This window comes from Mucilaginibacter sp. GW821-FHT07G05 (assembly GCF_059418565.1).
In genome coordinates this window covers 478,387-500,292 of record NZ_JBWKQC010000005.1, presented here as the reverse complement: position 1 = coordinate 500,292, position 21,906 = coordinate 478,387, and the positions used below count along the sequence as shown (strand labels likewise).

Below are 21,906 nucleotides of genomic sequence, written 5' to 3'. Positions count from 1 at the left end.
AGGCTATACACCTAATAAGCCGAATTTGCTGTAACGTTTTAAAATTGGTATCGTCTTATTGGTGTATTTAAAAACATAAATAACATAAAAAATTAATTATCAAAATATTACGATCATGAAAACTACAATATTAACCATCGCCACAGTTTGTTCATTAGTATTAGGAACAGTAAATTCAACTAAAGCAAACGATAAAGACACCAACGCTACAGTGTTAGCAGATGTAAGGAACATCAACAAAATAGAAGTACGCGGAAACGTTGAGCTATTCGTATCAGACGGTACCGAAGATCAGGTAAAAGTATACAACCGCTACTATGCCGAAAACGCTTTGGTACAAAACAGCAAAGGCGTATTGCGCATCACATCATACACTAAAGAAAAATTGGTAGTATGGGTTAAAGCCAGCGATCTGCGCGCCATTTCAGCTTATGATAACGCAAGCGTAAAATCATTCGGTAAACTTTCTGCTATCGCTTTAGATGTTGACTTGCACAACACAGCTTCTGCAAACCTGGCCATCAACACCATCAGCGCTAACGTAACAGTAGCCGATAAAGCTAAGGCCGATTTAAGCGGTAACGTAAACGAGTATGCTTTAAACTACGGCCAGGCAACAAGTGTTAACTACGCTAAACTGGTAGCTGCTTCACCTGCTAAGATCCAAAAATCAAACAGCCCGGTAACTAAAGTAATCACCAACGAGTTAGCCGCTCTTTAATCCACGCAATCACCTTTACCAAGGTCTATCATATATCAACAAGAAAGCCGTCAATTGGAAATGATGGCTTTTTTTGTGCAAATTAGTGTAACTTCAAGTCAATAATCATCGTCAAAAAAACAAATACATAATTAACTATGAAAAACAGATACCTCACTTCAATCATTATTGCAGCTGCAATTGCGGCAGGCGCGTTAACCTCATGCAACGTTAATTGCGAAAAAGGATCGGGCAGTATGCACACCGAAGTGCGCACCATGAAAGATTTTAAGAAGATAGATATATCCGGAGGTTACAAAGTTACGCTGAAGCAGGATAGCTCTTTAACCGTAGCCATTACTGCCGATGATAACCTGCTGCCATACATTAAAACCAATATTGATGGCGGCACCCTTAAAATTGATACCAAGAAAAGTATTTGCACCGAAGGTGATTTTGAACTGGTGATAGGTGTGCGTAACCTCGAAGCCATACGCACAGCCGGCGCGGTTAAAATAATTACCGACGGTAAACTGAATACCAAAGACCTGGAGATTAGCCTGGCAGGGGCGGGCACTGTTGAGATGGACTTAAACGCTGCCGATGTACATACCGAAGGCAGTGGTGTTACTACCTTGAAATTTACAGGGCAGGCTACCTCGCATACCGTAAACTTTAGCGGTACAGGCAAGCTGGATGCCTTTGATTTTGTAGTGGGCAGTTATACCATTGAAACATCAGGTGCCAGCGATAATAAGATCAATGTGCTGCGTACGCTGATGCTTAAAACCAGCGGAGCCGCCAATACCGAATACAGGGGCAACCCCGCTACCATTAAAAATGATGAGTCGGGTTCGTCTACCTTAAAAAAAGTTGACTAACGCTGTAACGACTCATGGGTTTGGTGCGTATTGTACCTAACAATCACAACAATAACAAACCAAACCCACAATGAAAAAAGTAAAGAAGTGGATAGCTTATATCCTTGTAGTATTAGTTGTAGTCGTAATATCGGCTGTATCATACATCAAAATAGCGTTGCCCAACGTAGGCGAGCCCGAAGAGATCAAAGTACAACTCACCCCGCAGCGCATAGCCAACGGTAAATACCTTGCCAACCACGTAGCCGTATGTATCGACTGCCACTCCAGCCGCGACTGGACAACCTTTGCCGGCCCGATTGACAGTAATGTATTAGGCGGCGGTGGCGAACTGTTTGACAGCAGGATAGGTTTACCGGGTGCCATTTACGTGCCCAATATAACCCCCGTAAATTTAAAGGACTGGACGGATGGCGAGCTTTTTCGCGCTATAACAACCGGCGTTACCAAAAGGGGCACGGCCATATTCCCGATAATGCCGTGGCAGGCTTACTCAAAAATGGATAGGGAAGATGTGTATGACATTATTGCCTACATCCGCACGCTTAAACCTTACGGCAAAAACTACCCGGCGCATCAGCTCGATTTTCCGCTGAACCTGATAGTGAATACCATGCCGCAAAAAGCCACCCTGGGTAAACGCCCTGCCGAAAGCGATACCTTAAAATACGGACAATACCTGGTGCAAAGCGCCTCGTGTATTGATTGCCACAGCCAGGATGATAAGGGCAAACTGCTGCCCGGTTTAGAATTTGCCGGTGGCAAAGTATTCAGCCTGCCGGGTGGTAAGTTAAGTTCGGCCAATATAACGCCCGATAAGGCGACAGGTATAGGCAACTGGACAAAAGAGCAATTTGTAAGCCGTTTCAGGCAGTATGCCGATGGCAGCGCCAAGCCATACAAAGTAGGTAAAAACGACTTCCAGACCATAATGCCGTGGTGGAAATACGGAGGTATGAAAACGAGCGATCTGGAAGCAGTTTACGCGTATTTGAAAACCTTGAAACCCGTTAATAACCAGGTGATAAAGTACCAGGCCAACACAATTGCGGCAAACACTAAAAAGTAAATAAAATTTTTCATACTTTTGCGCCTCAAATTTGGTGCGGAAATGCTGCACCTTAGTGATTAATTAAATAATCGGTAAAAGATGAATATTACACAGGAAAAAGTTGATAGCCTGAACTCTATTTTAAAAATTAACATCAACCCGGAGGATTACCAGCCAAAGGTTGAGAAAGCTATAAAGGATCAAGCCAAGAAGGCTAAACTTCCTGGATTTCGCCCGGGTATGGTGCCTGCCGCCCACATCAAAAAAATGTACGGCAAAAGCATCCTGGTTGATGAGATCAACAACCTGTTATCAGATACGCTGAACAAATATATCGAAACTGAAAACCTGGATATATTAGGCCAGCCACTGCCAAAAATTGACGACAGCAAAGAATATAACTGGGATTTTGCCGATAACTTCGAGTTTAACTATGAAGTAGGTTTGGCCCCGGTTTTCGATCTTGATTTTACATCAAAAGATGTATTAACTCAATATGTGATCAAAGTTGATGACGAAACACTGGCATCACGTATCAAAAATATCCGCCGTAGCTATGGCAAAATGACAAATCCTGACGTATCGGCAGATGATGATGTGCTTTATTCGCAATTAGAGCAACTTTCACCGGATGGTAGTGTTTTTGAGGGAGGCATCAATGAAACTGCATCAGTACGTTTAGACCTGATAAAAGATGAAGCCATCAAAACTTCATTGATCGGCTTAAAGAAAGATGATGTAGTGGAGCTGGATATTCAGAAAGCTTATGGTAACGATGCAGCTAAAATTGCAGGCTTATTAAAGATAGACGAAGAAGCAGCGGATGACTTGAAATCGAACTTCCGTTTAACTGTTAAAAATGTTAACCGTTTAGAGGAAGGAGATCTTAATCAGGAGTTCTTTGACAAATTATTTGGTGAAGGTACCGTGACTACCGAAGAGGAGTTCAGGGCTAAAATTACCGAAGAGCTGGAAAGCATGATGGCGCAGGATGCTGATCGTAAACTGCAGGACGAAATTTACAACTTTGCTACCGGCAAAGTTAACTTTGAATTGCCTGATGAGTTTTTGAAACGCTGGTTAAAAACAACCAACGAAAAACTTAGCGACGAAGAGCTTACCGAAGGTTATGCAGAGTTTTCAAAAAACCTGAAATGGACCTTAATTGGTAACAAAATTGTAAAAGAGAACAACATCGAACTGAAATACGACGAGGTTTTCGCTTTAGCTAAACAACGTTTAGACGCGCAATTCAGAATGTACAGCCCTCAGCCTTTAACAGAGGAGCAATTAGGCCAGTACACTGTACAGTTTTTACAAAACAAAGAGAACGCTAACAGGATATTTGAAGAGGTAAAAGGCTTAAAGGTATTTGATTACATTAAAAGCATTGTTACTTTAGATAAGAAAGAAATTTCTTACGCTGATTTTTCGGCCCTGGTAGCTCAGTAAGTAAAACTTACATATCATACTTTCATCAAAAGCAACTTTAACGGGTTGCTTTTGATGTATACAAGCTTGGGTTTTTTGCGGGTAAGGATATCGCACCAAATATTTTACTTTTTACAAACTATAACATAATAATAGTATTTACTAAAAGTATATATTTAACGCCGGGTAAACCGGTTAATTCTTTACATATTATAACATAACATGAGCAATATCGATAGAAACGAATTCAGGAAATACGCTGTAAAACACCACCGCATTAACAGCCTGCATGTAGATAAATTTATTTCAAGTGTTGACAGGGCTTCCCTGCCAATGTCAATGACCCCGTACATCATCGAGGAGCGCCAGCTTAACGTAGCGCAAATGGACGTGTTCTCGCGTTTAATGATGGATCGTATCATCTTTTTAGGTGATGCTATTTACGATAGCAATGCCAACATTATACAGGCGCAATTACTGTTCCTGCAATCGGCCGATGCTAAACGCGATATCCAGATCTATATCAACTCTCCGGGTGGTTCGGTTTACGCAGGTTTAGGTATTTATGATACCATGCAGTTCATCTCTAATGATGTTGCAACCATTTGTACAGGTATGGCAGCCTCAATGGCCGCGGTATTATTGTGTGCCGGTACAGCAGGTAAAAGAGCCGCGTTGCCACATTCAAGGGTGATGATTCACCAGCCATCAGGCGGTGCGCAAGGTCAGCAATCTGATATCGAGATCACTTACCACGAGATCACCAAACTGAAAAAAGAACTGTACCAGATCATTGCCGATCATAGCGGTGCACCGTTCGAAAAAGTTTGGGACGCATCGGATCGTGACCACTGGATGATTGCAGAAGAAGCGAAAGAGTTTGGTATGGTTGATGAGATTTTACGCGGCAATAACGCTAAAAGCTAATCAATTATAAAATAAATTAAAACTAAATGGCAGTTAATGCCGTTTTAACGGAATATAAAAATTAATTATTTTAATTAATTTAGCGAAAAGTATTCAAATGACTAAGAACAGCAAGGAAATCAGGTGTTCATTTTGTGGAGCGGGTAAGCAGGATTCTCTGATGCTGATAGCCGGGCTTGATGCGCATATTTGTGATAAGTGCGTTAACCAGGCTAACGAGATATTAGCAGAAGAGCTGAAAGTGCGTAAGGTAAAATCATCGCCGGCAGCACCCTCAATACTTAAACCCCACGAAATTAAGGTGCATCTTGATCAGTATATTATAGGTCAGGATGATGCCAAAAAGATATTATCAGTAGCCGTATATAACCACTACAAACGCTTAAATCAGCGTATTGAAAAAGATGAGGTAGAGATTGAAAAATCAAACATCATTATGGTGGGCGAAACCGGTACCGGTAAAACTTTACTGGCAAAAACTTTGGCTAAGGTATTGAACGTGCCATTCTGTATTTGCGATGCCACCGTTTTAACCGAAGCAGGTTATGTAGGCGAGGATGTGGAAAGTATCCTTACCCGTTTACTGCAATCTGCTGATTATGACGTTACTGCCGCCGAAAGGGGTATAGTATATATTGATGAGGTAGATAAGATAGCGCGCAAAAGCGATAACGCTTCTATTACCCGCGATGTATCAGGCGAGGGCGTACAGCAGGCATTGTTGAAGATACTCGAAGGTACCATGGTGAACGTACCACCACAAGGCGGTCGTAAACACCCGGACCAAAAAATGATCACCGTTAATACAAGTAACATCTTGTTTATATGCGGTGGCGCGTTTGACGGTATAGAGCGTAAAATAGCCAACAGGCTGCGTACGCAAACCGTAGGTTACAAACTAAAACGCGATGATGGCGAAGTGGATATGAAGAACCTGTACAGGTACATCACTCCGCAGGATCTGAAATCGTTTGGTTTGATACCGGAGTTGATCGGTCGTTTACCGGTGTTAACTTACCTTAACCCGTTAGACCGTGAGGCACTGCACAACATTTTAACCGAGCCTAAAAACTCGTTGCTTAAACAATACAAAAAATTGTTTGAGTACGAAGGTGTAAAGCTCGATTTTGAAGATGAAGTGCTTGAATTTATAGTAGACAAAGCAATGGAATTTAAGTTAGGGGCCAGGGGCCTTCGTTCCATCTGCGAAGCGATAATGATAGACGCCATGTTTGAGTTTCCATCCAAAAAAGATGTAAAAGCACTAAACGTAACGTTGGATTATGCCCGTGAAAAGTTTGACAAATCAGACCTTAAAAAGTTAAAAGTAGCTTAACATTCACAACATAGCTCAAAGCTATCTTTATTAAAACAAACACGAACCCTGGTGCATTGCCGGGGTTTGTTGTATCCGGAAGTTTTATTAATGAGTGATTTAGTGATTGGTGAATGAGTGATTGGGTAAAAGTTAATAAAAAAAAATCGGGGCGAGAATCGGTGAAATCAAAACAAACCGGTGAAATCCCCAAAAAACAAGGATCGGTGAAATCAATAATCATCGGTGAAATCCAAAGAAAATAAAATCAGGGAAATCAATAAAATCCCTATAATCAAGGTTTAATATGAGTGAAGAAATAGAAATAAAGAAAGACGAAGAGATCGTTGCGAATGCGAAAAAAGTAAAAGAAGTGCAAAGCCCGGTTAAGGCGGGATTAAAAACCAAGGAAGCAATTGTGGCCAACTGGTTGCCGCGCTATACGGGCCGTCCGCTTGATCAGTTTGGTGAGTACATCATCCTTACCAATTTCAGCAAGTACATCCAGCTGTTTTCGCAATGGAACGACGACGCACCGGTAATGGGTTTAGATAAGCCCATGCAAAGCGTAACCGCTAACAACATTACCATTATCAACTTTGGTATGGGCAGTTCGGTAGCCGCTACGGTGATGGACCTGCTAACCGCCATTAAGCCCAAAGCGGTAGTGTTTTTAGGTAAATGCGGTGGCCTGAAAAAGAAGAACAACGTAGGCGACTTCATTTTGCCGATAGCCGCCATCAGGGGCGAGGGTACCTCAAACGATTATATGCCTGCCGAAGTGCCTGCACTGCCATCTTTCGCGCTGCAAAAGGCGATATCGACCACCATTCGCGATTTTTCAAAAGATTACTGGACAGGCACCTGCTACACCACCAACCGCCGTGTATGGGAGCATGATAAGGACTTTAAACTTTACCTTAAAAAGCTGCGTGCTATGGCCGTTGATATGGAAACCGCGACTATATTTACTACCGGTTTCGCCAACAAGATCCCTACGGGCGCGCTGCTGCTGGTATCCGATCAGCCGATGATACCTGAAGGTGTAAAGACAAGCGAAAGCGACTCAAAAGTAACCGAAGGCTACGTAGAGCTGCACCTCAAAATAGGTATCGAATCGTTAAAGCAGTTGATCAATAACGGCTTAACGGTTAAGCACCTTATATTTTAATACCAATACACAAGCACGGGTTTACCGGCTTGTGCAATAGTTTTTTGCTTTTACTGCTATATCTGTAAGGGATATATCAGGGCAGAAAGCTATTTTTGCCACATAAAATTGATAAACCCTATAGCTTTGCTATACAAATTATAAAGAAGATGTGGTATAACAACATATTGGAAACCATTGGCCAAACGCCCCTGGTTAAGCTGAACAAAGTAGTTAAGGATATCCCCGCTACGGTACTGGCCAAAATAGAAACTACCAACCCCGGTAATTCTATAAAAGACCGCATGGCCCTCAAAATGATAGAGGATGCCGAAAAAAGCGGCAAGCTAAAACCAGGCGGTACCATTATTGAAGGTACATCTGGCAATACAGGCATGGGTTTGGCCATTGCCGCGGTTATAAAAGGCTACAAATGTATCTTCACCAGTACCGATAAACAATCGAAAGAGAAATTTGATGCCTTGCGTGCCTTTGGTGCCGAGGTAATTGTTTGTCCAACCAATGTTGATCCCGAAGATTCACGTTCATATTACTCCGTATCGTCACGTTTGGAGCGTGAGGTGCCTAATTCGTGGAAGCCTAACCAGTACGATAACTTGTCTAACTCACAGGCACATTATGAGCAAACCGGTCCGGAGATATGGGAGCAAACAGGTGGTAAAGTAACCCATTTAGTGGCTGGTGTGGGCACCGGCGGTACCATATCGGGCATTGCACGTTATTTGAAAGAAAAGAACCCTGCCATACAGGTATTGGGTATTGATACTTATGGTTCAGTATTTAAAAAATATAAAGAAACAGGGGAGTTCGATAAGAACGAGATTTACCCGTATATCACCGAAGGTATAGGCGAAGACTTTTTACCGCAGAACGTTGCCTTTAACCTGATTGATCACTTTGAAAAAGTGACCGACAAGGATGCCGCCCTCATGACACGCGAGATTGCCCGTAAAGAAGGTATCTTTGCCGGTAACTCAACTGGTTCGGCCGTGGCAGGTGTGCTGCAAATGAAGGATATGTTTAAGGAAGGCGATGTGGTAGTGATAATTTTCCCCGATCATGGTACCCGTTACCTCGGTAAAATGTATAACGACGACTGGTTGCGCGACCGCGGTTTCCTGAAGGATGATAAAATGACCGCCCGCGATATCATCGCCAAAAAAGAAAATGCCGAGATCATCACTATCGACTGTGAGAAAACGGTACTGGAGGCTATCAATACTATCAAATCATTAAACATCAGCCAGATCCCGGTTACCCAAAAAGGTATGGTGATTGGCAAGATCACCGAAAGTGATATACTGGATTCGCTGATTGAAAATCCGGGCATCAAATCGCAGCCGATAAAAAATATCTCCACCGCGCCGTTCCCTTTTATCGACCTGAATACATCTATCGACAAAATATCAGGTATGATCAACAAGGACAACATAGCCGTGCTGGTTGAAGATGATAACGGCAAGATAGAGATCATTACCCAATACGATATTATCAACGCTATATCAGCTTAGTTTAAAGCTGAAAGGATTAAGATAAAAGCTGAAAGGTGTTGTGCGGATTGTATGGCACCTTTTTTATTTATTTTATTGTCATTTCGAACGAGGTACGAGGAGAAATCTTCTGCTATAGAAAAGTAGTAGAACATGCACAGTGAAGAAGATCTCTCACTACGTTCGAGATGACAGGATAAAATGGTAAAATCTCAACTATAAAAACCTTTCAGCTTTATCCTTTCACCTTTCCGCTTAAATCACCACTTCTTAAATATCACAAATACTGCCAATACGATCAGTCCAAATCCCAACAGGTGGTTCCAGGCGAATTTTTCGGTTTTGAAGAATACGGTGGTGAAGATCATGAAGATGATAAGCGTGATAGCCTCCTGAATGGTTTTTAGCTGTACAAGGTTGTAGGGGCCGCCGTCGCCTTTAAAGCCTAAACGGTTGGCCGGTACCTGGAAAACGTATTCAAAAAATGCCAGTCCCCAGCTGATAAGGATAATGGAGACGAGGCCTAAATTCTTTCCCCAGGTAAAATCCTTAAACTTCAGGTGCCCGTACCAGGCAAAGGTCATGAAGGTGTTTGATATGATGAGGAAAATAATGGTTTGAATACCGCGGATGTTCATTGTGATGATATTTCTGCCAGTTCTTTACGGTAATACTCGTTAAGCACAGGCGAGGGGTTAGTAAGCAGGTATATGGCTGTTCCTTTTTCGCGTGCCAAAGGCTCTTCAACCTCACCGGCCTGCTGAAAACTGCCCGAATTACTTTGTAATTTCTTTACTGTTTCTTCATCGTTATCGCCTATGTAAATGATGTAAGCGCCGTGTATGTTTTGCGGTGCCCATAACGAAAAACTACTGTTAAGGCATACCACATCGGGCAGGTTATATTGTTTGCGGTAATGATGAATAGCACCCGCTTGTCCGTAATTTTCGGCGAAGATCTGGGTGCGTGATCTTTCTTCGGGCGAAAGCGAATGATATGTTTTGGCCACCTTTTCTGCCATCTCGTCCCAGCCGAGCATGTCGGCATAGTCTTGCGTAGTAGGGTGCTGCTTACGGTCTTCCCACGTAGTAATAAAACCAAGGAAAGGCATTTGCTCTTGAGTGAACTTAAAAAAAGCCAGCGTTTGCTTAAGCGGTAATACGGGCAGTACTATAGGCAGTAAAATTAAGTTGGGTAGAGCGAAAAATAGCACAACGGCTATCCTTAATGGTCTTTGAGCGGTTTTCATCAGCCTGTCGAAACCATAACCACCGGCAGCGAACAACATGGGGTAAGCACCGAAGAGGTAATAATTTTTGCCGTCCATCTTCAATAAAAAAATAAAGATGATGATATAAGCAAAGCCTAAAAACTGAAACTTGCGCAACCTGAATGATAGTAGCAGAAATGCCAAGCCGACAAGCCATACAAATAAAGCGATACCGTTCACCATTAATTGCTGCATAATAAAATCGCCGGCTTTAATGTATTCGAGCTGGGTACTGCGCAGTTCTTTCATGTGGCCAACCACCGGGAAATGGTGTTGCCATTGCCAGATCAGGTTGGGTAAAAAGAGTAATAAAGCCACCGCTATAGCACCTAAAACATGTTTGTTAAGCAATACCTTACGCTGCTTGCTAATAAGCAGACCTATAATTAGCGATAGCGCGAAAAAGGCCATAGTATACTTGGTAAGCATGCCCAAACCAATGGCAATACCTGTTAAATAAATATAAGCAGGCGAGGAGGTATTAATATACTTAATAATGAGCCATACGGTTAACATCCACCACAACTGATCGAACACTACGGGCTGAAAAAGGTAGCCTGAAGCGGCAAAAGCCGGCGCAAAGATCATGGAGAGACAGGCGAGGGTAATGGCAAATTTACGGCCGCCCAGTTCTACGGTTATCAAACCTGTAAGCCAAATGATAATGCCACTGCCTATGGTAGTAAAAATACGTGCCGCGAATACACTGTCGCCAAATACGGCGGTGCTAACTTTAGCCAGTAGCGCTATAAAAGGGGGGACTTCCTTATAGCCCCAATCCAGATGGTCGCCGAGGGCTAAATGCAGCAGCTCATCCCGGTGAAAACCGAAATGACTAATGGCAAGCAAGTTAAGGCCTACCTTAATAACAACAAAAATCAGTATAAAATTACAGTAAGTAGAGCGTCTATTTCTGTAAGGCATGTATAACAGGTTTGGATAAAGGTAATTATTTTATTGTAAAAAATAATAGGTGGGTGGCTGATAGTGCAGACGGCTGTTTGAAGAGCGATCCGGCTAATATCAGCAGCCCACCTATGTAAATAATGTTCTTCTTTGAACCTTATATCCTCACAATATCGGCACCTAAAGCACGCAGCCTTTCGTCGATATGCTGGTAACCACGCTCAATTTGCTCAATATTGTAAATAGTTGATTTACCTTTTGCAGATAAGGCCGCGATCAGCAATGAAACACCTGCGCGAATGTCCGGCGATGTCATCGAAATGCCCCTTAACTGTATTTGTTTATCCAAACCGATAACGGTAGCACGGTGCGGATCGCAAAGAATGATGTTGGCACCCATTTCCAGTAGTTTATCTACAAAGAACAGGCGGCTTTCAAACATTTTCTGGTGTATCAATACCGATCCTTTTGCCTGGGTAGCTACTACCAGCACAATGCTTAACAAATCGGGGGTAAAGCCCGGCCATGGCGCATCGGCAACGGTTAGTATCGATCCATCAATGAAGGTATCAATTTCGTAGTGCTCTTGGGCAGGGATGAAGATATCATCGCCCCTTAACTCTAACTGGATACCCAAACGTTTAAACACGTTAGGAATAATACCCAGTTCTTTATATTGTACATCTTTAATGGTGATCTCAGAACCTGTCATGGCAGCCAAACCGATGAAAGAGCCTATCTCTATCATATCCGGCAACATGCGGTGTTCGGTACCTTTTAATTCGGTTACACCTTCAATGGTAAGCAGGTTTGAGCCTATGCCGCTAATTTGGGCGCCCATGCGGTTAAGCATTTTGCAAAGCTGTTGCAGGTATGGCTCGCAGGCTGCGTTATAAATAGTGGTAGTGCCTTTGGCCAAAACAGCGGCCATTACCACGTTGGCAGTACCGGTTACCGATGCTTCATCTAACAGCAGGTAAGTGCCATGCAGGTTTGAAGCATCAACTTTATAAAACTCGTCGGTTGAATCGTAGTTGAATTTGGCGCCCAGTTTTTCGAAACCCAGGAAGTGGGTATCCAAACGGCGACGGCCAATTTTATCGCCACCCGGTTTTGGTATTGATGCCTTGCCGAAACGGGCCAGCAGCGGACCAACGATCATGATGGAGCCACGCAAACTACCGCCCTTTGATTTAAAAGCATCCGACTCAAAAAACTCAAGATCGATGTTTTTAGCTTCGAAGCTGTAAGTGTCGGGAGCAAGGCGCTCAACGGTTACGCCCATATCGCCCAGCAGCTCAATTAATTTCTTTACATCTACTATATCGGGGATATTGCTTATCGTTACCTTTTCGGCGGTTAACAATACAGCCGAAATTACCTGTAAGGCCTCGTTTTTAGCCCCCTGCGGTATAATTTCGCCTTTTAACTGTTTGCCTCCCCGTATTTCAAATGCGTTCTTCATATTAGTGGTTGGTGATTTTTTAACGAATAAATATGCTTCCTGTATTCATAACAATGGCCATACCCGGATTGTGTTTACCTCCCGGATACATGCTATCATTATAAACAGTAAAATTAATATTTTCTTGCACCGCCATTGTTGCGGTTGCGGTTATTTTGGTTGTTGTTGTTGCGCGGGTTGTTGTTATTCCGTGGGTTATTGTTATTTCGCGGATTATTATTGTTGGTACGGCCCCTGCCGCCGCCGGTATTTTGGTTAGTGCTCACGGCGCGATATTCTACCTTGTTCAGGTTAATGCTGTCGTCGAGTTTTAACTGCCCGCCCGATAATGCTTCCAGGTCGCTCAATATGCTTTCGTCAGATACCGAATCTTTGTTCCATTGTACATAAGCCATCTTCATAAAGTTGGCTATCGACTGTATCATGTGACGTTTACGCTCGGGCTCTTCAATATTCTTAGCCTTTTCAATCATCAGCTCAATGGTTTTGCCATAGTGCTTGTATTTAATACGCTGATGCGGGTAACGCAAAGGCTCGGGCTTCAGGTGGATAGATTCTGGAGTTGGTTTCGGGTATGGTGAATCTACATCAATCTGGTAGTCAGATATAATGTGCAGGTGATCCCATAGTTTATGCTTAAAATCGGCAACATCGCGCAGGTGCGGGTTTAAAAAGCCCATCAGGTCAATCACCACCTGGGCATAGCGGTTACGCTCTTCTTTACTTGGCAGGGCGCAAATGTATTTAACCATATTTTGCACGTTGCGGCCGTATTCTGATAATATAAGTTTATTCCTGGTTGAGTTATAGTCAAACGTAGGCGGAATTTGTTGAGCCATGTATTTTTGTTAATGAAGCTTTATATTTAACCCTATTGATCTGTTTTAATAATAACAGCGGATCGGCGGCTAAAGTTGATAAGTTATTTTAATTTTCTAATTGTAGTAACGCAAATATAACGCAATTGTGTTAATGTACAAATTTGTTATTAACAGGTTGTTATATATTACTTTATTTTAGCATTTGTAAGGAGATATATTTTGGCAGAGCAAGTAATTGTAAATAAGGTAGATATTTATAGGTTCAGTATCCCGATGGAACCTTTCAGCATAGCCACCGGTACTATGGACCACGCGCAGAACGTATTTATACGTGTACATACCAACGCGGGCTTTTACGGTGTAGGCGAATGTTCGGCCTTCCCAATGATCGTTGGTGAAACGCAGGATACCTGCCTGGCCATGGCGCGCGAGTTTGCCCGGTTATGGATAGGGCAGGATGCGCTGGATATTGCCGCCCGATTACAACAACTGCACAGCTTTACGGCCGGTAACACCACTATTAAAAGTGCCTTTGATATGGCGCTGTATGATATTGCTGCCAGGCATGCTGGTATGCCGCTTTATCAGTTTTTAGGCGGAAAAAAACGCCCGGTTGAAACCGATATTACTGTAGGTATAAGCGCCCCCGAAACAATGGCTGAAAAGGCGCTGGCCTTTAAACGATCGGGCGCCACTATATTAAAGATAAAGCTGGGTAAAAACGCGAAGGAAGATGTGGAGCGCATTCGTTTGATCAGAAGTGCCGTTGGCGATGAAATGCACATCCGCGTGGATGCCAACCAGGGCTGGAATTTTGATGATGCCGTGTACGCCCTGCAAAGCATCGCTCCATACAATATTCAATTTTGCGAACAACCCATGCGTACCTGGTACGATGATCGCCTGCCCGAACTGATGCAACTATCGCCGGTTAAAATTATGGCCGACGAAAGTGTTTATAATCATCACGATGCCCGTAAGCAGATCAACGCCGGGCTTTGCCATTATATCAATATCAAGTTCTCCAAATCGGGTGGAATATTTGAGGCTAAACAGATCCACGATACTGCTGCCGAAAAGGGGATAGCCTGCATGATGGGCGGTATGTTGGAGAGCCGGATAGGTTTGAGCGCTAAGCTGCATTTTGCTTATGCCAGCCCTAATATAAAGTTTTACGATATGGATACCTGTATGCTTGGCCACTTGCAAGACTCATGTGTAGGAGGCGTAACTTACAATGGCTACTACTTAAACATTTCCGATACTCCCGGCATTGGAGCCGATGCCGATGAGACGTTCCTTACCCAATGCGAAAAATTCACCGTGGTATAATTAATTAGCTTCAGCCCTTTCCACAACGTATTGTGTGCGATTGCAGTAATAGCAAATGTACCGTTTGAGTGGTTTCCAGAATACGAGGAACTTTACAAGAGCAGGCCGTCTAACCCTTTCGGTTAAAGCCCTGCCACATCTTGAACAGGTGTGGGTACTTTTTGCGCGTGTTGTTATTTCATTCATAATTACGCCGATTTGCCAGTATTTATAGATATGATAACGCAACGGCAGTATAATTATAAAATGCATAAAAATATAGCTTTTAGGAATATTTATTTATAACAAAATCATAAGCGAAATAATCTGTAGTTAAATAATAATTATAAGTAAATAATAAGTTGTCCTGTTCTGCAGTTTTTGTAATAAGCGCGAAATACGACAAGCTGTTCCTTTTGATTGAGATATCGTCAAATAAGAAACGCCCTTCATTTTGATATGAAAGGCGTTTCTGTTTATATAAGCTTAAATGCTATTTCCCACTCAACTCTGTAAAGTGCTTGTAAAACAATGGAATAGTTTCGATGCCTTTATAGTAGTTAAACAGGTCGTATTTTTCGTTTGGTGAGTGCAGGTTATCGCTATCTAAACCAAAACCCATTAGCACCGTTTTGATACCTAATTCGGCTTCAAACAAGGCTACAATAGGGATGCTGCCGCCACCACGGGTTGGGATAGGTTCTTTACCGAAAGATTCGGCTATAGCTTTCTGCGCGGCCTGGTAGGCAATACTATAGGTAGGGGTAACTACCGGTTCGCCGCCATGGTGTGGGGTAACCTTTACCTTAACAAAGGGTGGCGTAATTTTCAAAAAGTGATCGGTAAACAGTTTGGTGATCACTTCTGAGCTTTGGTTAGGCACCAAACGCATGGATATTTTAGCGCTCGCTTTTGATGGCAGTACAGTTTTGGCGCCTTCGCCAATGTAACCGCCCCAAATACCGTTTACTTCAAGCGTTGGTCTGGTTCCGGTACGTTCAAAGGTGCTGTAACCGGCTTCGCCCCAAAGTTCATCAACACCAAGGTCGGCTTTGTATTCGTCGTTATCGTAAGGTGCATTGTTAATGGCCTGGCGCTCGGCATCGGTAAGGTCAATCACGTCATCGTAAAAGCCGGGAATGGCGATGCGGTTGTTATCGTCATGTAATGAAGCGATGAGTTTGGCCAGTATAGTAGCCGGGTTAGCTACCGCGCCACCGTACACACCCGAATGCAGATCGCGGTTAGGGCCGGTTACTTCTACCTCAAGGTATGAAAGGCCGCGTAAACCGGTTTCCAGCGATGGGTGTTCCATACTGATCATGGCAGTATCTGATATCAATATCACATCGGCTTTAAGGCGGTCTTTATTTTGTTTTACAAAAGTGCCCAGGTTATCAGAACCAACCTCTTCCTCGCCCTCTATCATAAATTTAATGTTGCAGGGTAGCTGATCGGTTTGCATCATCAGTTCAAATGCCTTTACATGCATGTAAAACTGACCTTTATCATCGCAGGCGCCGCGGGCAAAAACTTTACCATCGCGCACGGTAGGCTCAAAAGGAGGGGTGTGCCATAATTCCAGCGGATCTGGCGGTTGTACATCGTAATGGCCGTAAACCAGTACGGTTGGCTTTGCCGGGTCAACTATCTTTTCGCCATATACAACAGGGTAGCCTGCCGTTTGGCATATCTCTACATTATCGGCACCGGCATCGTTTAGCTTTTTGGCTACAAATGCGGCGGTGTTTAAAACATCGGGTTTGTATTTAGGGTCGGCACTTACCGATGGGAAACGCAACAGTTCAAATAATTCATCAAGCATACGCTGCTTGTGCTGCTCTATATAATTTTTTATGTTTTGCATAAATCAGTTATTTAGGGCAAATATAGCGGATGTTAACCGGAACTAAAGGCTAAGAAAATTTTAAGAAGAGGAGGTTTTTTTTCGAAAAATACTTTCGAAATGTGGATAACTTTTGATGGGAAATTCTCGTATAAGATTTTTTCTGCGAGTTTTTCTCTAAAAAACTGAAATGCAGTATACGTATTTTTTACGACGATTTACGTCAAAAAATATTATAATATGGTTAAACTCATATTATTTTATTCCTGTATGGAGTAGAATAATAAACGCTTATGAGTATAATGGGCGCGGTTTTTGTACTGTGTACGAGGTTTTGTACTTGTATATACAAGTTTTAGTCAGCCGAAGAGATGTCTGATTTAGGTGAGCTGAAATCGCGGGTTGAAAAATGGGTTCTCTCTATCCTGATTTTTTGAGCTACTTCCTTTTTTGTATCCCTGGTAAAAGATAACGCGGCTACGCCCGATGTTAATAAGATGGCGGCTATAATAATGAACTTTTTCATGAATGGGGTATTAAATTTTTAATGCAAAACAGGGTGATCAATCGGCTTGGCTAATATCTTTTTTATCTCTTTTAGCATCTGCCTGGCTAATGTCTTTCTTGTCTCTTTTCGCGTCGGCCTGGCTAATATCTTTCTTGTCTCTGGCGTCGGCCTGACTGATATCTTTTTTATCGCGGATGGTAGTAGCGGTGGTATTTGCCAACGATGCTGCAACGGTTGAAAGTATTAAAGCGGCTGATAAAATGATCTTTTTCATGGTGTGCATTATGTGTGTATGCTGTGATGAATTTTGTTGTATATGTTTGTGAAAATGTGTGATCGGTAATTAGTCGGCCTGACTGATATCTTTTTTATCTCTTTTAGCATCTGCCTGGCTAATATCTTTCTTGTCTCTTTTCGCGTCGGCTTGGCTGATGTCTTTTTTGTCTCTGGCGTCTGCCTGGCTGATATCTTTTTTATCGCGAATGGTAGTAGTGGTGTTAGCCAGCGAAGCTGCAACTGTTGAAAGGATAAGAGCGGCTGATAATATGATCTTTTTCATGATGTTCGTTAAATGTGTATTATGTGATGTAGTGTGTTATAGCTGTTGTGAAAATGTGTGATCGGTAATTAGTCGGCTTGGCTGATATCTTTTTTATCTCTTTTAGCATCTGCCTGGCTAATATCTTTCTTGTCTCTTTTTGCGTCGGCTTGGCTAATGTCTTTTTTGTCTCTTGCGTCGGCCTGGCTGATATCTTTTTTATCGCGGATGGTAGTAGTGGTATTTGCTAAAGAAGCTGCAACTGTTGAAAGGATAAGAGCGGCTGATAATATGATCTTTTTCATGTTGTTTTTTTATGCGTTGTGTTCGTAGTGGTATGTGTTAATTAAGCTGAGTTGTGTGTTGTAATTAGTCGGCTTGGCTGATGTCTTTTTTATCTCTTTTAGCATCTGCCTGGCTAATGTCTTTCTTGTCTCTTTTCGCGTCGGCTTGGCTAATGTCTTTTTTGTCTCTGGCGTCGGCCTGGCTGATATCTTTTTTATCGCGGATGGTAGTAGTGGTGTTAGCTAAAGAAGCTGCAACTGTTGAAAGTATAAGGGCTGCTGATAATATGATCTTTTTCATGTTGTTTTATATATGTGTATTGTGTGATGTAGTGTGTTATATCTGTTGTGAAAATTTGTGAGCGATAATTAGTCGGCTTGGCTGATATCTTTTTTATCTCTTTTAGCATCTGCCTGGCTAATGTCTTTCTTGTCTCTTTTCGCGTCGGCTTGGCTGATATCTTTTTTGTCTCTGGCGTCTGCCTGGCTGATATCTTTTTTATCGCGGATGGTGGTAGTGGTGTTAGCTAAAGAAGCTGCAACTGTTGAAAGGATTAGGGCTGCTGATAATATGATCTTTTTCATGTTGTTTTATATGTGTGTATGTGTGATGTAAAATGTGTAGTATGTATTGTGAAAATGTGTGAGCTATAATTAATCGGCTTGGCTGATATCTTTTTTGTCTCTTTTAGCATCTGCCTGGCTAATGTCTTTTTTATCTCTTTTGGCGTCGGCTTGGCTGATGTCTTTTTTGTCTCTGTAATCTGCCTGGCTGATGTCTTTTTTATCGCGGTTGATAGTAGCGGTATTTGCTAAAGAAGCTGCAACTGTTGACAGGATTAGGGCGGTTGATAAGATGATTTTTTTCATGATGTTGTTGTATAAATAGGGGGTGTGATTATCTGTTAATTTTATGTGTTATATAAGGTGTAATTAGTCGGCCTGGCTGATGTCTTTTTTGTCTCTTTTAACATCGGCCTGGCTAATATCTTTCTTGTCTTTTCGGGCATCGGCGCTGCTGATATCCTTCTTGTCTTTGTAATCGGCACTACTGATATCCTTCTTGTCGGCCGCTATAATAAAGAGGTTGTTTCCCGCCGGTGCGAATGATGACAATACACCTGTTGTAAGTAATAAGGCGGCTGCAAGGGTTAACTTTTTCATGCTATTATTTTGTATTTAATATTTTAAGTATGTATTATTATTTATTAATCTGCCCAGCTGATGTCTTTTCTGTTGTTCAGCAGGTTTTGAATAGGTACTACCAGCTTCACTTTTTCTTCTTTTTTGCACGAGGTTAAAATGCCTGTGCTTAGTATGGTTGCGGCTATCAGTATGTACTTTTTCATATTGTTGTATATTTTATATTATCGTTTTGTATATCAATTAGTTAATCTGCCCAGCTAATGTCTTTTTTAAAGCTGCCCATATCTTTTGAAAGGGGGAGTACCGGCTTAATCACCTGTTCTTTTTTGCATGAGGTTAATATGCCTACGCTTAAGATCAATGCTGCTGCTACAAACTTTCTTTTCATGATATTTTTGTTTTAAACGATACCGAATAATATTTATTAATCAGCTGAGCTGATATCTTTTTTGAACCCAACGAATTTTTGTAAAGGTGCTTCAAGCCTCTTTATCTCCGGTTTGATGGGTGAGGTCGCATTTAGTGAATATGTCACTAAAGTTAACGTTATTGCTGTTAAATAAATTAAATTTTTCATTTAATTATACTGTTAATTATTAGTTAATGAATAGCCTATGTTTCTTTAACTCTATACACCTTTTTGGGGTAGTATAGGCAGGTTTCCCGCTGTGTTATCTTGTATTTTTTTACAAGCTTAACCGCTTAGGATATATATAGTATTATTTATTATTTTATTATATAACCTGTTGTTTATCAAACATTTAACTACACAAATATAGGTATGTTTTTCTAAAACAAAACTTTTTTTAAAAAAAGTTTTCAACAGGTTTTTAGCGTGAATTTTTGTATTATATTGCTAACTTTATATCTTTCACCATAATAGCACGTAATAGCAGTTAATGAACAAACTCCTGGTTTTTTTGGCTTGGTTAATATCTTGTAGTTCTGTATACGCAAGCGCGTCTTACGGTGCTTTGGCTCAGGATACCAATGCTGTTATCGCGTTAAATAAACAGGCCTTTGAAAGCCGCGAACGCGATCCGGAGGAAACCATTAGTGAGGCCCAAAGAGCGCTTGACATGGCCGGAAAACTCGACTATACGCGCGGTGCGGGCGAGTCCTATCGTGTAATGGGTATAGGGTATTCTTATTTGAACGAGGCCGAGAAAGCTATTGATAATTATATGAAGGCATTAACCGCCTTTAGTAAGATAAATGATTTGCAAAGTGAGGCAAAAGTATATAACAATATAGGTAACCTTTACCGCGATATTGATTACGAACAATCCTTCGTATACCTTAGTAAAGCTTTGGTGATAGCGCAAAAGCTGAACGACAAGGATCTCATCGCAAAGCTCTACCTTAATATAGGTAACATCAAATACAGGCAAAAAAGTTATAACCAAGCCCTCGGTTACTATGATAAAAGCAACGTGCTGTTTAAGGAGCTAAATGATGAAAAGAACCTTATCAAATGCCTCCATAACCGCGGGGTGATCTATTTTAACCTCAACAAGTTTGATATAGCTGAAAAGTTGCTACTGGAGGCCAATAAGCAGGCTAAGGAGAAAGATTTGAATGAAATTGTTGCCAGTGTTAACTTAACCCTGGCATCGTTGTATGTAGCCCAAAATAAGTTTATGCAGGCCGAGGATGTAGTACAGGAAGGTATTACCTATGCCGACATTATAAAGGATAAGAAATTCGCTTACGATTATCAGTATACCTCATACCAATTAGAGTATAAACGCAAGAACTACGAAAAGGCGCTGCACTACCTGCGCGATATTTACCGACAGGATAGCACGGTACATAAGTCAAACGAATCAACTAAAATAAACCTGCTCCAAAAGCAGTTTGAGCAGGAAGCTCGCCAGCGCCAAAGCGATCTTTTATTGCAGCAGCGTAAATACGACAGGGTAAGGTTTGTAGGCGTAACCACAGTAGCCGGTTTGTTGCTGGTAGTTATAGCCCTGTTGGTAGGCAATGTTAAACGCAAGGCCAAAACCAACGCCCAGCTTACCGATCTTAACCTCGAAGTATCCCGCCAAAAAGATAACCTCGACCGCATCAATCATCACCTCGAAGAGATCATTGATGAGCGTACCAAAGACCTCCAGGTTAAAAATAAAAAGCTTTCCGATTACTCATCTTACCTTTCGCACCAGATCCGTGGGCCTATAGCTACGCTCAAGGGCCTCATGAACCTCGAAAAGGAAGGTTTGGTAGATCAGCATGAGTGTATTGATATGATGGATAAATGCGTATCTGAAATTGATGAAAAGATCATCGAAATGAGCGATATGCTGCATAACCCGGCCAAAACCGGTATATCATCATAGGGGAGGAGTACCCGGCCCTTATGGCCAGGTAGGGTGTATCTGCGCCTCAAATAGGCCCAGGTAGCTGCAATACCACGATATCATTTGCAGTATCAGTAATTCGCGGTGTTTATGGTAGCCTTTGGTTTCAAACGCCAGTACCTCTTTGTCTGTAGTAACAAAAAATCTCTTTTCGCCCTCGCTTGGCTTAAAACGCGATTTCAGCAGGTCAAATGCCTTAACCTTCAGCTTGCTTTGCGGGTCGTGGATCATTCCATCTTTGGCCGCCTCGTCGTTCGATATTGAAATTAAGTAATTTGACATTTTTCTGTATGTTGATGCGTTTTCAACATACAATATCTACTCCAAAACCCCTCAAATATGGCATTTGATGAATAAACGAGAAATTATGAGAAAAAAAAATCTCGTTTTTTCTTATATCTAAACATTGTTAATCAATATTTAATTTAAGTAAAAACAAGATTGTTGTCAAAAACAGACGTGTGTCAATTTCTGAACACATT

The 21,906-nt window shown here is 41.9% G+C and carries 27 protein-coding genes; 10 read left to right on the top strand and 17 right to left on the bottom strand.

Annotated features, from left to right (window positions below; genetic code table 11):
- Positions 1 to 115 precede the first annotated feature (115 nt).
- From AC07NA_RS15825 to AC07NA_RS15790, 8 genes are all read left to right on the top strand, one after another.
- On the top strand, positions 116 to 721 hold the full coding sequence (locus AC07NA_RS15825) for a GIN domain-containing protein (RefSeq protein ID WP_494898547.1): 606 nt from the start codon (positions 116 to 118) through the stop codon (positions 719 to 721).
- Between the two features lie 137 nt (positions 722 to 858).
- Positions 859 to 1,581, top strand: coding sequence for a head GIN domain-containing protein (locus AC07NA_RS15820; RefSeq protein WP_494898546.1), 723 nt, complete (start codon positions 859 to 861; stop codon positions 1,579 to 1,581).
- A gap of 70 nt (positions 1,582 to 1,651) precedes the next feature.
- A complete protein-coding gene (locus AC07NA_RS15815; RefSeq protein ID WP_494898545.1) occupies positions 1,652 to 2,650 on the top strand; it encodes a c-type cytochrome in 999 nt (332 codons plus the stop codon).
- An 81-nt stretch (positions 2,651 to 2,731) separates the two neighbouring features.
- Positions 2,732 to 4,084 carry a trigger factor gene (gene tig / locus AC07NA_RS15810; RefSeq protein ID WP_494898544.1) on the top strand — a complete coding sequence of 451 codons (1,353 nt, stop codon included), beginning with the start codon at positions 2,732 to 2,734 and terminating at the stop codon, positions 4,082 to 4,084.
- A 201-nt stretch (positions 4,085 to 4,285) separates the two neighbouring features.
- Positions 4,286 to 4,990, top strand: coding sequence for an ATP-dependent Clp endopeptidase proteolytic subunit ClpP (clpP, locus tag AC07NA_RS15805; protein ID WP_345213953.1), 705 nt, complete (start codon positions 4,286 to 4,288; stop codon positions 4,988 to 4,990).
- Between the two features lie 97 nt (positions 4,991 to 5,087).
- On the top strand, positions 5,088 to 6,326 hold the full coding sequence (clpX, locus tag AC07NA_RS15800) for an ATP-dependent Clp protease ATP-binding subunit ClpX (RefSeq protein ID WP_494898543.1): 1,239 nt from the start codon (positions 5,088 to 5,090) through the stop codon (positions 6,324 to 6,326).
- Positions 6,327 to 6,612: 286 nt separating this feature from the next.
- Positions 6,613 to 7,476, top strand: a complete 864-nt coding sequence (locus AC07NA_RS15795; RefSeq protein ID WP_345213955.1) for an AMP nucleosidase — start codon at positions 6,613 to 6,615, stop codon at positions 7,474 to 7,476.
- Positions 7,477 to 7,625: 149 nt separating this feature from the next.
- The gene (locus AC07NA_RS15790; RefSeq protein ID WP_494898542.1) at positions 7,626 to 8,987 is read left to right on the top strand and encodes a pyridoxal-phosphate dependent enzyme; all 1,362 of its coding nucleotides are present in this window, start codon (positions 7,626 to 7,628) and stop codon (positions 8,985 to 8,987) included.
- 239 nt (positions 8,988 to 9,226) lie between these two features.
- On the opposite strand, the gene AC07NA_RS15785 is transcribed toward AC07NA_RS15790, so the two are convergent.
- The 4 genes from AC07NA_RS15785 to AC07NA_RS15770 form a co-directional block, all read right to left on the bottom strand.
- On the bottom strand, positions 9,227 to 9,604 hold the full coding sequence (locus tag AC07NA_RS15785) for a DMT family protein (RefSeq protein WP_345213957.1): 378 nt from the start codon (positions 9,602 to 9,604) through the stop codon (positions 9,227 to 9,229).
- A complete protein-coding gene (locus AC07NA_RS15780) occupies positions 9,601 to 11,160 on the bottom strand; it encodes an ArnT family glycosyltransferase (RefSeq protein ID WP_494898541.1) in 1,560 nt (519 codons plus the stop codon). Before AC07NA_RS15780 ends, AC07NA_RS15785 begins: the two co-directional genes overlap by 4 nt.
- Positions 11,161 to 11,299: 139 nt before the next feature.
- Positions 11,300 to 12,607: a UDP-N-acetylglucosamine 1-carboxyvinyltransferase gene (gene murA, locus AC07NA_RS15775; RefSeq protein WP_345213959.1), complete on the bottom strand. Its 1,308-nt coding sequence runs from the start codon at positions 12,605 to 12,607 to the stop codon at positions 11,300 to 11,302.
- Positions 12,608 to 12,720: 113 nt separating this feature from the next.
- The gene (locus tag AC07NA_RS15770) at positions 12,721 to 13,446 is read right to left on the bottom strand and encodes a DUF4290 domain-containing protein (RefSeq protein ID WP_345213960.1); all 726 of its coding nucleotides are present in this window, start codon (positions 13,444 to 13,446) and stop codon (positions 12,721 to 12,723) included.
- A 255-nt stretch (positions 13,447 to 13,701) separates the two neighbouring features.
- On the opposite strand from AC07NA_RS15770, the gene AC07NA_RS15765 reads away from it, so the two are divergent.
- Positions 13,702 to 14,760: a mandelate racemase/muconate lactonizing enzyme family protein gene (locus AC07NA_RS15765; protein WP_494898564.1), complete on the top strand. Its 1,059-nt coding sequence runs from the start codon at positions 13,702 to 13,704 to the stop codon at positions 14,758 to 14,760.
- Positions 14,761 to 15,232: 472 nt separating this feature from the next.
- Here AC07NA_RS15765 and AC07NA_RS15760 read toward each other — a convergent pair whose 3' ends face one another.
- The 12 genes from AC07NA_RS15760 to AC07NA_RS15705 form a co-directional block, all read right to left on the bottom strand.
- On the bottom strand, positions 15,233 to 16,606 hold the full coding sequence (locus tag AC07NA_RS15760) for a dipeptidase (RefSeq protein WP_494898540.1): 1,374 nt from the start codon (positions 16,604 to 16,606) through the stop codon (positions 15,233 to 15,235).
- A 334-nt stretch (positions 16,607 to 16,940) separates the two neighbouring features.
- Complete coding sequence (locus AC07NA_RS15755; protein ID WP_494898539.1) at positions 16,941 to 17,111, bottom strand: hypothetical protein; 171 nt, start codon at positions 17,109 to 17,111, stop codon at positions 16,941 to 16,943.
- Between the two features lie 37 nt (positions 17,112 to 17,148).
- Positions 17,149 to 17,367 (bottom strand): hypothetical protein, encoded by a 219-nt coding sequence (locus tag AC07NA_RS15750; RefSeq protein ID WP_345213965.1) that lies wholly within the window; start codon positions 17,365 to 17,367, stop codon positions 17,149 to 17,151.
- 69 nt (positions 17,368 to 17,436) lie between these two features.
- Positions 17,437 to 17,652 (bottom strand): hypothetical protein, encoded by a 216-nt coding sequence (locus AC07NA_RS15745; RefSeq protein ID WP_345213967.1) that lies wholly within the window; start codon positions 17,650 to 17,652, stop codon positions 17,437 to 17,439.
- A gap of 68 nt (positions 17,653 to 17,720) precedes the next feature.
- A complete protein-coding gene (locus tag AC07NA_RS15740) occupies positions 17,721 to 17,936 on the bottom strand; it encodes a hypothetical protein (RefSeq protein ID WP_345213967.1) in 216 nt (71 codons plus the stop codon).
- A 64-nt stretch (positions 17,937 to 18,000) separates the two neighbouring features.
- Positions 18,001 to 18,216 (bottom strand): hypothetical protein, encoded by a 216-nt coding sequence (locus AC07NA_RS15735; protein ID WP_345213967.1) that lies wholly within the window; start codon positions 18,214 to 18,216, stop codon positions 18,001 to 18,003.
- 68 nt (positions 18,217 to 18,284) lie between these two features.
- Positions 18,285 to 18,500: a hypothetical protein gene (locus AC07NA_RS15730; RefSeq protein ID WP_345213967.1), complete on the bottom strand. Its 216-nt coding sequence runs from the start codon at positions 18,498 to 18,500 to the stop codon at positions 18,285 to 18,287.
- A 69-nt stretch (positions 18,501 to 18,569) separates the two neighbouring features.
- Complete coding sequence (locus AC07NA_RS15725) at positions 18,570 to 18,785, bottom strand: hypothetical protein (protein WP_494898538.1); 216 nt, start codon at positions 18,783 to 18,785, stop codon at positions 18,570 to 18,572.
- 63 nt (positions 18,786 to 18,848) lie between these two features.
- On the bottom strand, positions 18,849 to 19,079 hold the full coding sequence (locus AC07NA_RS15720) for a hypothetical protein (protein ID WP_345213970.1): 231 nt from the start codon (positions 19,077 to 19,079) through the stop codon (positions 18,849 to 18,851).
- Between the two features lie 44 nt (positions 19,080 to 19,123).
- A complete protein-coding gene (locus AC07NA_RS15715) occupies positions 19,124 to 19,264 on the bottom strand; it encodes a hypothetical protein (protein WP_345213971.1) in 141 nt (46 codons plus the stop codon).
- 41 nt (positions 19,265 to 19,305) lie between these two features.
- Positions 19,306 to 19,449: a hypothetical protein gene (locus AC07NA_RS15710; RefSeq protein ID WP_345213972.1), complete on the bottom strand. Its 144-nt coding sequence runs from the start codon at positions 19,447 to 19,449 to the stop codon at positions 19,306 to 19,308.
- Between the two features lie 36 nt (positions 19,450 to 19,485).
- Positions 19,486 to 19,638 (bottom strand): hypothetical protein, encoded by a 153-nt coding sequence (locus tag AC07NA_RS15705; RefSeq protein ID WP_345213973.1) that lies wholly within the window; start codon positions 19,636 to 19,638, stop codon positions 19,486 to 19,488.
- 322 nt (positions 19,639 to 19,960) lie between these two features.
- Between AC07NA_RS15705 and AC07NA_RS15700 the strand changes: the two genes are divergently transcribed.
- Entirely contained in the window at positions 19,961 to 21,403 is a 1,443-nt protein-coding gene (locus tag AC07NA_RS15700; RefSeq protein WP_494898537.1) for a tetratricopeptide repeat protein, read from the top strand.
- 18 nt (positions 21,404 to 21,421) lie between these two features.
- On the opposite strand, the gene AC07NA_RS15695 is transcribed toward AC07NA_RS15700, so the two are convergent.
- A complete protein-coding gene (locus AC07NA_RS15695; protein ID WP_345213975.1) occupies positions 21,422 to 21,706 on the bottom strand; it encodes a hypothetical protein in 285 nt (94 codons plus the stop codon).
- Positions 21,707 to 21,906 lie beyond the last annotated feature (200 nt).